The sequence below is a fragment of the Oceanobacillus sp. FSL W7-1293 genome, from assembly GCF_037969815.1.
GTDB lineage: Bacteria > Bacillota > Bacilli > Bacillales > Amphibacillaceae > Oceanobacillus > Oceanobacillus oncorhynchi.
Genome location: NZ_CP150212.1, coordinates 1,818,758 through 1,834,061 on the forward strand (window position 1 = coordinate 1,818,758; position 15,304 = coordinate 1,834,061).

Annotated in this window: 5 protein-coding genes; 4 read left to right on the forward strand and 1 reads right to left on the reverse strand. The window is 39.4% G+C overall.

From position 1 onward, the window contains the following. The first annotated feature begins 411 nt into the window (after positions 1-411). The 3 genes from MKY65_RS08945 (at position 412) to MKY65_RS08955 (ending at position 7,441) form a co-directional block, all read left to right on the forward strand. Entirely contained in the window at positions 412-1,410 is a 999-nt protein-coding gene (locus tag MKY65_RS08945; RefSeq protein WP_339184111.1) for a response regulator, read from the forward strand. 36 nt (positions 1,411-1,446) lie between these two features. Then, the gene (locus MKY65_RS08950; protein ID WP_339184112.1) at positions 1,447-4,491 is read left to right on the forward strand and encodes an ATP-binding protein; all 3,045 of its coding nucleotides are present in this window, start codon (positions 1,447-1,449) and stop codon (positions 4,489-4,491) included. 484 nt (positions 4,492-4,975) lie between these two features. Next, positions 4,976-7,441: a collagen binding domain-containing protein gene (locus tag MKY65_RS08955; protein WP_339184113.1), complete on the forward strand. Its 2,466-nt coding sequence runs from the start codon at positions 4,976-4,978 to the stop codon at positions 7,439-7,441. Between the two features lie 59 nt (positions 7,442-7,500). On the opposite strand, the gene MKY65_RS08960 is transcribed toward MKY65_RS08955, so the two are convergent. Further along, positions 7,501-8,874, reverse strand: coding sequence for a transposase (locus MKY65_RS08960; protein ID WP_339181899.1), 1,374 nt, complete (start codon positions 8,872-8,874; stop codon positions 7,501-7,503). Positions 8,875-8,990: 116 nt separating this feature from the next. Between MKY65_RS08960 and MKY65_RS08965 the strand changes: the two genes are divergently transcribed. Then, positions 8,991-15,209 (forward strand): Cna B-type domain-containing protein, encoded by a 6,219-nt coding sequence (locus MKY65_RS08965; protein ID WP_339184114.1) that lies wholly within the window; start codon positions 8,991-8,993, stop codon positions 15,207-15,209. Positions 15,210-15,304: the final 95 nt, after the last annotated feature.

Sequence of the window (15,304 nt, forward strand, 5' to 3'; positions counted from 1 at the left end):
GTCTGCTTAAAATGGAGTTTTATTTATTTGCAAAGGAATGATATTGAAAAAGATAGGCACTGCCTTCTTCAAGGACAACTAGCCGGTTGAAGTTTTATTCGTTCATTATCATGCGTCAGATTTTGAAAAAAGCTGAATTTACAATAAAAAAGTATCTATTCCATTTAACACCAATACAAAATTCCTTTAAAAAGCAATTATGAATCGTATAACATGACATTATGGAATATTAAAAAATTAAATGATTGGAATAAATCACATTCGTGAAAGGCAACGAAAGTATGGAGTAAAAAGCAGGTATTTGTATAGAATTTGTATAGATAAAATCAGATAGCTGTTATTTATCATCATGTATCCTTGAATTATATGTATGTTAGAAATACTAAAGATAACTAATCAGGGGGAGATTCTATGCTTCAAATTGCTATTATTGATGACGAACCTTTGGCATTACAATATTTGGATTTACTGTTGCGTAAAATAGAAGGAGTACATATTTCAGGGAAGTATATGGACCCTGAGGACTTGATTTATCATATTCAGACAGAACACATAGACGCTGTATTTATAGATATACATATGCCCGCCATGAAAGGTACAGATTTAGCGGAGCAGCTGATAAATATCAAGCCCTCTTTACATATAGTTTTTGTTACAGCATATGATGACTATGCGATTAAAGCGTTTGAATTAAATGCAGTAGATTACATATTAAAGCCTGTAAAACAGGAGCGTTTAACCATAACTATACAGCGGATAATGGAAAGGAAGATGGCAGAACAGAATAGCGTACCTGAAAATCAGGCGACCGTCATTAAGGATTTAGGAGCTTTGCAAATATATCAAGGGAAGGAGAGGATCGATGTAAAATGGAGAACGTCCAAAGCAAAAGAATTATTTGCTTATTTTATTCATCATCATGAGGATACTATCCGGAAAAGTGAATTGATTGATTTGCTGTGGAGTAACCTACCCTGGGAGAAAGCGAATGCTCAGTTGTATACAACGGTATATCAGATTAGAAAGGTTATGCAGCAAATAGATGCACCGATTAAAATTATCAGTCAAAAAGAATTTTATCAAATTGATATCGATGATGATGTACAGATTCAATCGCGTGAATTTAAGTTTGCAGCGTATGATTTATTAAAAAAAGAAAACATAAATACCGAGCAGTACTTCAAGGTGCTGGATGTGTATCAAGACGAGTACTTTGCCGGCCTTGACTATCTTTGGGCTGTGCACGAGAGGAACATACTGAGAGATTTATGGCTGGAGCTTATCATTCGATTAGCAGCGTACTTACATCGTTATGAGAAGTCGTCGTCCTATAATATGTCGAAGTTAAAAGAGTTAACCGATTTTGATGCAGAGGCAGCAGAGATTGTAAAAGAGAAATCATGGATTTAAGGTTAAGGATGGCCATGAAAAAAAGAGTTGATATCAATGAAACAAGATAATATCCGAACGGCGATTTTTGTGATTCTCTGTATGATCAGTTTGTCTGCTTTGCGTCTGATTTGGGCAGGTTTATTTCAAGAAAATATAACTCCTGATATTCAAGAAGGAAAGCTTGATTTAAGATCATGGGAAATAGAAGAAGGGCAATCAATATTGCTGGATGGGGTGTGGGATTTTTACCCATCGCAGTTTTTGATGCAGGAGGATGCCTCCACTGTTGAAGCGCCGGAAGCAATTCAAGTGCCTCATGGCTGGGAGAATAATCTGGGTTCTCCTTTTGGTTATGGAACTTACAGGCTGCAAGTAAGAGTACAGCCGGAGGATGACCGGAATTTTAAATTATACGTCCCAAACATCCGTACATCATCGGAAATCTACGTGAATGGGCAGAAAGTAGCGGAGACGGGCCGATTGGCGGAAACGGAAGCCGCGTATGTTGCGGATATTATGCCTAAAACAGTGACTTTTAAAGCGGACGAAGAGGGCAATATAGATGTTGTGATTCAAGCTGCCAATTTTATCGACAGCAGAGATGGCGGTATTTACCTCTCACTTCGGTTTGGGACAGATGAAACGATTACGAGAGAAGTACAGCTCACAAACTATTCACAAGTTGTCATTGCAGCTATTCTGTTCATGCATACGGTATACACATTGATTATTTATTTTATTGGGGGAAGAGATAAAAAAGTACTTTCTTTCTCGTTGCTGGCCTTTAGCTTGTTTTCGGGTTTTCTGTTTCATACTGGCGAGAAATTATTGCAGCAATTTTTTAATTTGAGTTATGAATTAGAGTATTGGATGATCCATACGGTGTATTTAATCATTTTTTATGCATTGGTTCAATGTACCGATCATCAAAAGCTGCCTTATTGGAATAAAATCTTTCCGTTTTTTAAATGGGGGATGGCCGTGTTGGCTGTGGTCACTATCTTTTTGTCGATGCCGCAAATTTTGGCGCTTCGTCCGCTTTATTATATATTTGGTATTGTTACGGCAATTGTTACCATTTCTTCAATTGTTTCAATGTATAAGACGAACCAAAAAGCTGCGTATTTTCTGGTATGCAGTTATGCTGCTATTACCAATCATGCGATATGGAATTTTATATGGAAAGGACAAAGTATTTATTTGACCTTTTATCCATTTGATCTGCTGATTTTTGTAACCTGCTATACGATTGTCTGGTTTCAGAGATATTTTCAAAAGCATAAGGAGACAAAGGATTTAGCAGAGAGATTGAAAAAAGTGAATGAGGAAAAAGATCAATTTCTGGCAAATACATCTCATGAATTCCGTAATCCGTTGAATAGTATATTATTGCTTTCCGAGGCGGTGCGGGACAGGGAAGAAACAAATTTGTCCAAACAGAGCATGACCGAATTGAACACTGTCTTGAACGTCGGGCAGCAAATGAATCTGCTGTTGTCAGATTTATTGGAGACCAGAAACTTACAGATTAATAAACCGAGATTAAACAGACAAGTGATTGCGTTAGAGTCGATTGTCACAGGAATTATCGATGCATTGCGTTTTTCATCCGATGTGAAGAGCCTGTCTATCGTTCATTTGATTCCAAAAGATTTTCCTCCTGTATATGCAGATGAAAATCGGGTGAAACAAATTTTATTTAATCTCGTAGATAATGCCATTAAGTATACCAATCAGGGGTCGATCAGGGTCTCTGCTTCTGTCAAAGATCATCAAGCAGAAATTCATGTGACAGATACAGGCATCGGAATCAGCGAGGAGATGCAGAAGAAGATTTTTCAGCCTTATGAACAGGGGCATCCGGAAAATGAAATGTCTGAAGGCGGTTTTGGATTAGGATTAAATATTACGAAACAGTTAGTAGAACTTCATGGCGGGAGAATTCAAGTTTCTTCTAAAAAAGGAGAAAAAACAACCTTTACATTCACGTTAGCACTGGCAGCGCAAGAAGCGGCAGCATGGACCTCTGAAAGCCAAATAGAAAAGCAGATGCCAAAAGAAGAAAGTGAACAAACAGTACAGCCAAATAGAAAAAACAATCAGATGCCGTCTGTCCTGATTGTCGATGATAATCCGGCAAGTTTATTGGCTTTAAAAGCGATTATTCCCGATGATGCATATCATCCGGTATTTGTTTCCAATGCTAAACAGGCTGTAGAGGAACTGAAAAAGCGGGAGTGGGATCTCGTTATTTCAGATATTATGATGCCGGAAATATCAGGATATGAGCTTGCCAGAATAATTCGGGAACGCTTTTCTCTGACAGAATTGCCCTTGCTGCTGCTTACCGGTGGAACGACAGGTATACAGGCCGCTTTTTTAGCTGGGGCAAATGATTACATTGGAAAGCCTGTTGAACCGGTTGAACTGAAAGCACGTATGGATTCTTTGGTAACACTGAAGCGTGTCGCCGAGAAGCAGGTACAGATGGAGACCTCTTGGCTGCAGGCACAGATACAGCCGCATTTTTTATTTAATACATTGAATTCTATTATGGCATTAAGCGAATTAGACGTAAGAGGAATGAGAATACTCCTGAACGAATTCAGTAATTTATTGAGAAGTAAATTTCAATTTCAGCATATGAAAGAGCTGGTCCCCTTGAAGGAAGAATTAAATATCGTCCGCTCCTATTTGTATATTGAACAGGTACGCTTTGGCGAAGCTTTACAGGTGAAGTGGGATCTGGAAGATGAAGAGGAGGTCTATGTTCCATTCCTTTCCATCCAGCCATTAGTGGAAAATGCGGTACAGCATGGTATTCGAAACAGACAGGGCAAAGGAACCGTCACCATCAGATGTATAAAAAATATCTCCCGTAACAAAGCAGTGATTACGGTGGAGGATGATGGGGCAGGTATAGAAGAAGCGGAAATGCAAACCATTTTAAACAGAGAATCTGACAGCAAATCAGGTATTGGGATTTTTAATGTGGATAAACGATTGCATCAGCATTTTGGGAAGGGACTGCAGATGATAAGCTCAAAGGAGAAAGGATTGAAAGTATTTTTTGAGGTGGACTTGCCTCCAACAGAATAGGATGAACCTTCATGAAACCTTCCTTTTATTAAGTGTTTTATCTGCTTAATAGAAGGGAGGTTCCTTTAGTTAGGTTCATACAGATATTGGAATATTTATGGATTATCAGGCTGTATAGAATTTGTATATATACATACTATTTTCTGAGTATACTCCGTAAGTTATGATAAAAATGACTACAAAAGCTCATTTCTAATATAACGGGATAAATTGAAATTTTACTTCATGAATACTAGAAAAATGGTACGGATTAGAGGATGAGTATGTAGTCAAATGAAACTTTAAAATGTTTCTGTCAGTTGGATAAGTTTAAGGCCAGAGCGTTTTCATGAATAGCAAGCATCTATTCATCTATTAGAACACGTTCTTTTATGCTTTTCAGCAGAACAGAAATCATTTTAAAGATACAGAGATATTAGGAGGTGTCGGTTTTCCCTATTCCAGCAGTGATTAAAAACTAAATAAAAAAGGAGGACTGGAATAATTGAAGAGAAGAGCAAAAAGAGCCAGTATATTTATGATTTTTCTTCTTGTTATGCAGTCCGTTGTAACAGGTATTGCACCTATTCAAACGGCATACGCGGAAGAAAACAAAAATGATACGTTTTTTGATTTTGAAAGCATTTCTGAAGGTTCTTTTTCCGAGGAAGATGATGGCTGGTTTCTACATATAGACTGGTCGCTTGCCGGTTATGATTTAGAGGATGTAAGTCAGCCTGTAGATTTTAATTCTCCTGCAGCACTAATAGAGCAGGAGGGCATAATATCTTCGGAAGGGGAAGAAGTGGAAATTGCCTCCTTTGAAACAACAGAGGATGTAATCCGTGTCACGTTTAATGAATCGGCACTGGAGCATTCAGAAGCTGAGGGTACATTGAAGCTGCAATTGCCTTTAGAAAAGGAAGAAGAAGTTGTGGAAGGAGAGGAAACCGCTGAGGAAGCTGTAGAAGAGGGGTCAACGGAAGAAGGAATCGAAGAAGCTGTGGAGGAAGAAGCAGCTGAAGAAGAAGGGACCGAGGGAGCTGTAGAGGAAGAAGCAGCTGAAGAAGCAGCTGAAGAAGGGACCGAAGAAGCTGTAGAGGAAGAAGCAGCTGAAGAAGAAGGGACCGAGGGAGCTGTAGAAGAGGGGTCAACGGAAGAAGGGACCGAGGAAGCTGTAGAGGAAGAAGCGGCTGAAGAAGAAGGAACCGAAGAAGCTGTAGAGGAAGAAGTAACTGAAGAAGAGGCCGAGGAAGCCGTAGAGGAGGAAACGGCTGAAGAAGAAAATATTGCGCCTTCTGCTGCATCGGAGGTTGGACCTCAGGCTGAGCTAGGGAATATCTTTACCTTTGAGTGGTTTAGACTAGGTGGTGAAGATGTTGAAGACGGTCATGAAGTTGATTTTGATGGAACTTATGAGGTTCAATATAGCTGGGAAACAGATGAAACCATTCAAGCTGGAGATACAGCATCTATGCCATTGCCAGATGTATTTCTACATTGGGTAAATACGCCAGATCAACCTATAATGGTAGAAGGTACCCAAGTAGGAACATTTACCATTAATGATGGTGAATTGATTTTTACATTCGATGAGAACATTGAGGATCAAAGTGTTCAAAATGGATACGTAGGTTTCCAATTAAATTTTGACCGAGAAATATTCACTGAGGAATGGGAGCAAGAGATTGATTTTGATGGCGATGGTGAAAGAGATTTAACTGTTCAAGTTACACCGACAGAAGTTAATACAGATTTAGATAAATCCGGTCGTACGGATAGCCCTGTCAATGCAAGAGAAGTTTATTGGACAGTTAATATTGTGAATGGTGCTGACGAGGCAATAGAGAATGGAATGCTGGCCGATGTTATTCCAAACGGTCTTGGCGAAGCACGTGATTTTGAAGTTAGAGAAATCACTATTGATGTGGATGGTAATGAGATCGTAGGAGATCCAATTGACGATTTTAACGCCCCAACTCTTACTGACGATGGATTTGAAATGACATTCGATTCTATCGATGGAAGAAGCGGCTATCAGGTCAAATATACAACATCAATTGAAGATATTAATGTAGCACAGTTCACCAATGATGCGACATTTGTAAGTGATAATATTGACTTGGAAGCACAAGCAACCGTTTCTGGAGGTGAAAGAAGTAATCCGATTCAGAAGGAAGGAAATCGAGTTGATTCAGAATCGGGTGATCAGATTGAATGGACCATTATCGTTAATGAAAATGGTATGTCTATTGATGATGCCAGGATTGAGGATCAATTACCAGATGGTTTAAAAATTGTTCCAGGATCTATTAATATCACTTTAAATGGTGAAGGTACTGATATTGAAGCAGATGATTTCCCAATCGAATTAGGTCAAGTAAGCCCGGATCAAACATATACAATCACTTACCTGACTGAAATTAATTGGTCAGAAGTTAATGAGGGTGAATACCAAGAGAATAATGGGTTCACAAATACAGCCATTCTTTTTGATGGTGATGAAGAATTGAACGATGATGATGCAACAGTTCAGTTCGATAGAGGTCCGATTCTTGAGAAAGTAGAAGCGGGCAATATTGATTATGAAAATCGTACAGTTACTTGGAAAGTTACTGTAAACAAAGCAAAACATCTATTGGGCGATGTTACCGTAACAGACCAATTGCCAGAGGGATTAACATTAACAAACATTACAATTACAGGTGAAAATGGTAATGAATTCCCTGGAGCGACTCATGATGAAGAAGATGGCTTATTAACAATTGATTTGCCAGATGTTGGTACGGAAACAATTACAATTGAATATACGACTAGTATTGATAATTTCAATAATGCGGATGCATTTACAAACACTGTAGGTATGGAAGGTGACGGTGTTGGTGAAGGTGGCGGAGATAGAGATGCTACAATCCGTCCGCATGCAAATACGTATCAAAAGAGTTTTGATGGAATTAACTATAATGAATGAATTTCATAATTGCTCTTTTTAAAAATACAAAGACGAACCGAATTTTCGAAAGTGTATTTTTAAAAACAAAAATTATGCGCTTGTTGTTGCTGAATAAGCTCTGCTTGGATGCGATCAGCAGCTAATTTGGAAGCATTATAAATCAAAGCGACCATGTCAAAATGAACTTTTGCACGCTTTCCAGTGCGATAACGAACATTGTTTAGCTGATAGAACTCTTTCAGATAAGCATTAACACGTTCTACTGCTGTCCGTTGTTTGAAAATATTTTTCCAAGCTTTTGATCCTCGTGCTGGTGCGGTATACCTTCTTAAATCGGTAGTTATCTTGATTTTATACACTTTTTGACAGATACCTTCATTCGCAAGGGGACAGTCGCTGCATTCCTTTGGTCTGGTATATTTCAATGTTTCGTATTTCGGATCAAAGCTGTCATATTTATAGGAATGTTCTCGCAAACAGGTTGGGGCAAAATCCTTATCAAACCCGATCATTTCGCCTTCATTGCGCTTATTATAGGCAATGACAGACTGTTGACACATGCGATGAATCTGTTCATAAATCGGTTCAAAATCATAACCCGCATCCAATGTCTGGTAAGAAGCAGACGTAAGCGGAAGTCGTTGATCCATTCCCTTCAATAGGGCAATAGCGGCTTTCCCATCATTTAAGCTGCCAGATGAAAACAAAGATTGCAGAATATATTGGCTGGATGCACCAACTGCGAGGTGGGCTTTATAGCCAAACCAGTATTCATTTTTACCATCTGCATTCTTTTTCACACCCCATTTGGGGGCTATTGGCACTTCTGCACGCAAGATGTCTAACGGAACGTCTAACTGTGCTTCGATTTTCTTTTCATACAATGGCAGGTTTGCTTCCTTTTCCGCTTGGTCTTTAAGGTACTGTTCGCGTTCTTCTTTGGATTTGCGTCCGCGCTTTTTTGGCGTAGTTTCTGATTTTTCTTCTTTTTTGGCAGGTGCCTTATCTCGTGCTTCAAAATGGGTTGCATCAATGGCAATGACTTCATCGACAATAAACCCTTCGGTGACGGCTGCCAGCGTTACGCTTTCGAAGGATTTTTCTAAAATATCTGATTCACTCAATTTCGTTACCAAGCGGGAATAAGCAGCTTCTGATGGTGTAGAATCGGAAACAAGAAATCCGCAGTTCATTTTAAAGATAAAGTCATCATTTAGACGCTTGATTAAGTCTTTGATGGTTGGGATACGCTCGATGTAGCGAATAAAAAAGGAAATAATCATCCCTGCATAATTTAGCTCAACAGGCGCTCCAAGCCGGGATTTCTTATTAATCGCATGATAAATACGATCCAGATCAATCGCTGAAATAATCGCTTCATATTTTTGGGTAGGTTCCATGTCATATAATTCTTGGATGCCAAATAGACTCGGTTGTCGTATAATGGTCATAAGAAGTACTCCTCCAGTCTTTTTATGGTTTTCTGGGTAACTACCATTATACAAGATTTGGGGAGGTACTTCTTTTTTTATGTTTCAAAAAGCTTGGGACACAAGGGCTTTGAATTATGAAATTCACTCATAATGAGAAAACAATTAATTGGCGTTTAAATGTCGATCCTACGAGAGAAGACATCAATGAAGGTTTTACCATTACTGATACCTTCACAAATGATGGGCTAATCTTATTGCCAGGGACAGTTGAAATTACTCTTGGTAATGAAAATCTTGTTTCAGGAGAAGATTATACACTTGCTCCAATTGAGGGTGGATACCAAAATGGCTTTACAATTGTATTCAACCGGGAAATAGAAAAAGCAGAATTAGTAGTGAACTATACTACTTCTTATGACGAGCAATTTGTGGATGAAGACGGAAATTCATTGATTCCTCATTCTAATGAAGATGAAGCTGGTCTTTATAGAAACCACGCACATTTTGGAGGAACAACGGAAAATAATCGTGAAATTAACGAAGAAGACGATGCTAGCCAACGTGTAATAGAAAACGCTTGGAATAGTGGCTTTAAAGAAGGGAATCTTGTTGATTCAGATAGTTGGTCCGATGCATCTGATAGAAGAATCGCTTGGCAAGTGTACTTTAACTATCATCAGCATAATCTTGGGGAAAATGTTTCAGTTACTGATACATTAGGTTATGACGGAGAAATCATTGAAGACAGTATCACAGTATCTGTTTATGAAGTAGATGCAGGTGGTAATACAACAATTACTGATACTGAATTAACTCTTAATGATGATTATACTGTAGAAGTTGAGGGTAATGAACTTACTGTTAACTTTAATGGTGAAGTAACTGAAAGATATGTCATTCAGTTTGAAACAAGAGTTCCAGACATTTCAGAAGAAAATTATGTAAACCATGCGGAAGTAACAACAGAAGAAGGAAAATATCCTTATTCTTCATCTGTGCATTATGACAGATGGGATAAAGTGTTGAATAAAGAAGTTCTGCCTGATGTAAGCGAAGTTTATATTGGTGAAGAACTTGAATGGAAAATCACTGCTAATGAAAGCCTTTCAAGAATAAGTGATGCAACACTTACAGATACAATTAGTGCTGGTCTGTCATTTGTAGAAGACAGCTTGACTATTGTTACAAGTAGTGGTGAAGAGATTGGTTATACGCTTGAAACAGAAACTACTGAAGATGGCCAAACAATTTTAAATATCTCTTTTGATGAGGATTTAACTGAAGCTCTAACAATCACTTATACCACTATCGTTATTGCCGAAAATGGGCAAACTGTTAATAATACAGTAGACCTTAAGGGTAAAGAAATTGAGACAGTAACGAGGGAAACAAACGAAATCTCAGCAAGACAATTTTCATGGGTTGGTGGAGAATTTCGAAAAGATCGTGGAGCTATCCAACTTTCTAAAGTTGATTCAGCTACTGAAGAAGTAATCAAATCTTCAGGAGCAACTTTTGAATTATATCGAGTTGTAAATGAAGAGAGAGTATTAATGGGCGAATTTACTACTGAGAATGGTATTTTAGAAGTAGGAAACTTATTCTTAGGAACCTATATCTTGGTAGAAATTGAATCACCAAATGGCTACGTGTTATCCGATAAAGAAATCGAAATTAATGTAGATGAGCCATATGGCAGCAATGAAAAAGTTTTTGAAGTTAATTTCGAAAACACCAAGGAAAAAATTAATGTAACAGGCACGAAAGAATGGCAAGGCGGCGAAAATCATCGCCCGGAATCCATTGAACTGCAATTATTCAGAAATGGAGAAGCATTTGGAGATCCGGTCACCTTGGAAGACGGTGAAACAGAATATACGTGGACGGACTTGGATAGAACTGATTCGGGCGGTAATGCGTACGACTATACGGTCGATGAAGTAACTGTCCCAGAAAACTATGAGAAATCTGTTTCCGAGGATGGATTAACGATTACAAATGAATTCGTATCTCCAACTACTGAAATTCCAGTGGAGAAAGCTTGGGAGGATGCGAACAACCAGGATGGCAATCGTCCGGAATCCGTTGAAATTGCATTATTTGCAAATGGCGAGGAAACCGATACAGAAAACGTTATTTTGAGTAATGAAAATGAATGGCAAGGTTCATTTACAGATTTACCGGAGCTGGATAATAGCGGAGATAAGATTAATTATACCGTCGCAGAAGTAAACGTACCGGAGCAGTATGAAAGTGATGTTTCCGGAGATGCAGAAAATGGATTTGTTATCACAAACAGCTATACACCAGGCAAGATAGATATCCCGGTAGAAAAAGTATGGGAAGATGCAAATAACCAGGATGGTGCCCGCCCAGATGCCATTATGGTACAGCTGTATGCAGATGGGGAAGCAAAATTTGGAGCTAAAAGAATTTTGAAAGAATCCAATAATTGGGAAGCTATCTTTACCGATTTAGATGAATATCAAAATGGAGAACGAATTAACTATACTGTTGTAGAGTCAAATATACCGGCTGGCTACGAAAGTACTGTTAGTGGAAGCACTGAAAATGGCTATACCATCACAAACAGTTACTCACCAGAAATGACGGATATTACAGTAGAAAAAGCATGGGAAGATGCCAACAATCAAGATGGAGCACGACCAGACAGCATTACGATTCATCTTTATGATGATCGTTCAAACGTTGTGGCAACGGAAGAAATAACAGCTGATAACGATGGGAATTGGTCACATGTTTTTGAGAATTTACCAAAATATCGTGACGGCGTAGAAATTGCGTACAGCGTGGCAGAGGATACAGTAGAAGATTATTCCACTACTATTTCCAATAATGGTAACGGAACATTTACTGTAACGAATGAACATACGCCAGAGCAGACTTCTGTTACCGTCAATAAATTCTGGAATGATGCAAATAATCAGGATGGACAGCGACCGGACAGTATTCGCGTTCAATTGCTTGCAGACGGAGAAGCCTTAGGAAATGAGGTGCTCATCACAGCAGCAGATAAGTGGTCCTATACATGGTCTGGATTAGATGCGAATCGCGATGGCGGAGAACCTATTGATTATACAGTGGAGGAAGTCGATGTTCCAGCAGGATATGAGTCAGATATAAATGACGAAAATCACGGAGCAATTTCGATTACCAACAGCTATGAGCCAGAATTGATTGATATTCCAGTTTCAAAAGTATGGGAAGATGCCAATAATCAAGATGGCAACAGACCAGAGAGTATTACGCTTCGTGTTATCAATGGAAAGTCTGAAATTGTTCAGACAGCAGAAGTAACTGCAGATGAAAATGGAGAATGGTCTCATGTATTTGAAGGATTACCGAAATATGATAATGGGAAAGTAATCCAATACCGTATTACAGAAGATGCCATCGAAGGCTACGGGGCAACTGCTGTAAAACAAGCAGATGGATTTGTCATTACCAACAGCTACACGCCAGAACAAACATCATTGACTGTTATGAAAGGATGGGAGGACGGCAATAACCAAGATGGCGTCCGGCCGGAACATGTAACCGTTCAATTATTCGCTGATGGAGAACCTGTTAACAAACCTGTTCGTTTATCATCAGAAAATGATTGGACGCATACTTGGACAGAATTAGATGTTTATCAAGACGGTGGTCAAGTAATCAACTATACGGCAGAAGAAACAAATGTCCCGGAAGGTTATGAGGAGCCAACGGTAGAAAAAGTTAATGGAAACGTGTTGATTACAAACAACCGTACACCAGATACAGTTGAAATCCCTGTTACCAAAGAATGGGATGATGCAGAGAATCAGGATGGCGTCCGCCCGGACAGCGTGACTGTAAATGTCATCAATGATGCATCGGAAATTGTTGGAACAGCTGAATTGAATGAAGAAAACGGTTGGACCCATTCGTTTGAAGATTTGCCGAAAAATCGTAATGGAGAAGAAATTGGATATCGTGTGACGGAAGATTCCGTTACGGAGTATTCAACCGAACTGGAAACCGGAGATGACGGCAATGTGACTGTCACTAATGCTTACACGCCAGAACTAACATCGGTTACTGTTTCAAAAGGATGGAACGACAACGATAACCAAGACGGTATTCGCCCTGAACAGATTGAGGTTCAATTGTATGCAGGGGAAAATGAAGTTGGCGATACGGTTATTCTGTCTGCAGAAAATGACTGGATGCATACATGGTCTGAACTGGATGCATACCAAAATGGCGGCGAAGAAATTAATTACACCGTAGAAGAAGTATCTGTGCCAGAAGGCTATGAAGTCTCTGTCAATGATGCCGACCATGGAAATATCCTGTTAACCAACCATCATGAACCGGAACAAACCAGTGTTCCTGTTTCTAAAGCTTGGGAAGATGCGGAAAACCAGGATGGCATTCGCCCGGCATCCATTACAGTGAGTTTACTTGCTGATGGGGAAGAAATAGATTCCATCGAATTGAATGAATCAAATAACTGGCAAGCAGATTTTACGGGCTTGGATAAATTTAAAAACGGTGAATTAATCGAGTATACGGTGGAAGAAGCAGCTGTTGACGGTTATGAGGGTGAAACAGCTGGAAATGCGGAGGATGGCTACGTCATTACGAATACGCATGAGCCAGAGTTGGTTGATTTAGAAGGAACCAAAACCTGGGATGACGCTGATAACCAAGACGGCAAACGTCCAGAATCCATTACAGTTCATTTATTAGCAAATGGTGAGGAAGTAGAAGATGCAGAAGTGACAGAGGAATCAGATTGGAGCTATGCATTTACAGACTTGCCGAGATTTGAGAATGGAGAAGAAATTAACTATACCATTCAAGAAGATAATGTAGAAGATTATTCTACAGAGATTACTGGTATGGATATTACTAATAGTTATACACCAGGAAAAACAAGCATCAATGTTATCAAACATTGGGAAGATGCAAACAATCAAGATGGTATTCGTCCAGAATCCATTACAGTGAAATTAATCGCTGACGGTGAAGAAACAGAAAAAGAAGCGGTATTAAGCGCTGATAACAATTGGCAGGCTGACTTTACTGATTTAGACGAATACAATAATGGAGAGCTGATTGACTATACAGTGGAAGAAGCAGCTGTTGATGGTTATGAAGCGGAAACAGCCGGAAATGCAGAAAATGGCTATGTCATTACGAACACGCATGAACCGGAACGGATTGATGTAAAAGGAACCAAAATCTGGGATGACAATAATTATACGGATCAACGCCCAGATTCCATCACTGTTAACTTGTTAGCAGACGGAGAAAAAGTGAATTCAGCAGAAGTCACTGCGGACATGGATTGGACATTTGAGTTTACAAATATGCCTAAATTTGCAGCTGGAACAGAGGTTACTTATACTGTTCAAGAAGCAGCTGTTAACGGATATGTAACGGATAATGTAGAAGGAAATGCGGCAGATGGGTTCACCATCACCAATCGTCCGGCGAAAGTAAGTGTAGGAGATTATGTATGGATTGATGTGAACAAAGATGGATTACAAGATGAAACGGATATTCCGCTTAAAGGAGTCGTCTTAACGATTGAAGATGAGGAAGGAAATCCAGTAACAGATGTTTATGGAAATCCTGTAGGACCAGTTACTACAGATGAAAATGGATATTATATCTTTGAAAATTTGCCAATCGATAAAACGTACATTGTACGAATTGACCGGGAAGCATCTGCAGAAGCCTTGAAAGGGTATGTACCAACCTTGGAAGAAGCAGGAAATGATAATTCCATTGATTCATCTACATGGTTTGCGGTATCTCGTCACTTAACAGAAGACGGAGAGCATGACCCAACATTAGATTTTGGTTTTGTGAAAGCAGAATCAGAAGAACCAACAGACCCTGAAACACCAGGAGAGCCGGGAGAAGAGCCGACAGACCCTGAAACACCAGGAGAGCCGGGAGAAGAGCCGACAGATCCTGAAACACCAGGAGAGCCGGGAGAAGAACCGACAGACCCTGAAACACCAGGAGAGCCGGAAGAAGAACCGGCAGACCCTGAGACTCCAGGCAACCCAGGAGAAGAGCCAACCGATTCAGAAAGTCCAGAAGAACCAGAGGCAGAAGCAACAGACTCTGGTGAAGCAACCGCTGATGGAAAAGGCAAAACAGATGGAGATGCTGTTGAAAAAGCAGGAGATCCTAAAGTTGGAGAAGGTGCTGAGACCGGTAAAGGTGATGATGGAGAAACCTTGCCAGGCACAGCAACATCCATGTTCAACTTATTGCTTATCAGCTTAGGTTTACTGGCGGCCGGTGCAATTCTAATGATTGTATACCGTCTTCGTAATCGTTCATCTCACTAGATAGAACGGATTTAATTAAAAAAAGAGGTTATTGCCAATTAAAGGTAATAGCCTCTTTTTCTGTCTTAAAAAGAAAAAATTAAATATGGCGTCTT

What these genes read in the sequence shown, in the direction of transcription:
- MKY65_RS08960 (WP_339181899.1), bottom strand. Translation starts at nt 8,874, where the DNA reads ATGACCATTATACGACAACCGAGTCTATTTGGCATCCAAGAATTATAT.
- MKY65_RS08945 (WP_339184111.1), top strand. Translation starts at nt 412, where the DNA reads ATGCTTCAAATTGCTATTATTGATGACGAACCTTTGGCATTACAATAT.
- MKY65_RS08965 (WP_339184114.1), top strand. Translation starts at nt 8,991, where the DNA reads ATGAAATTCACTCATAATGAGAAAACAATTAATTGGCGTTTAAATGTC.
- MKY65_RS08950 (WP_339184112.1), top strand. Translation starts at nt 1,447, where the DNA reads ATGAAACAAGATAATATCCGAACGGCGATTTTTGTGATTCTCTGTATG.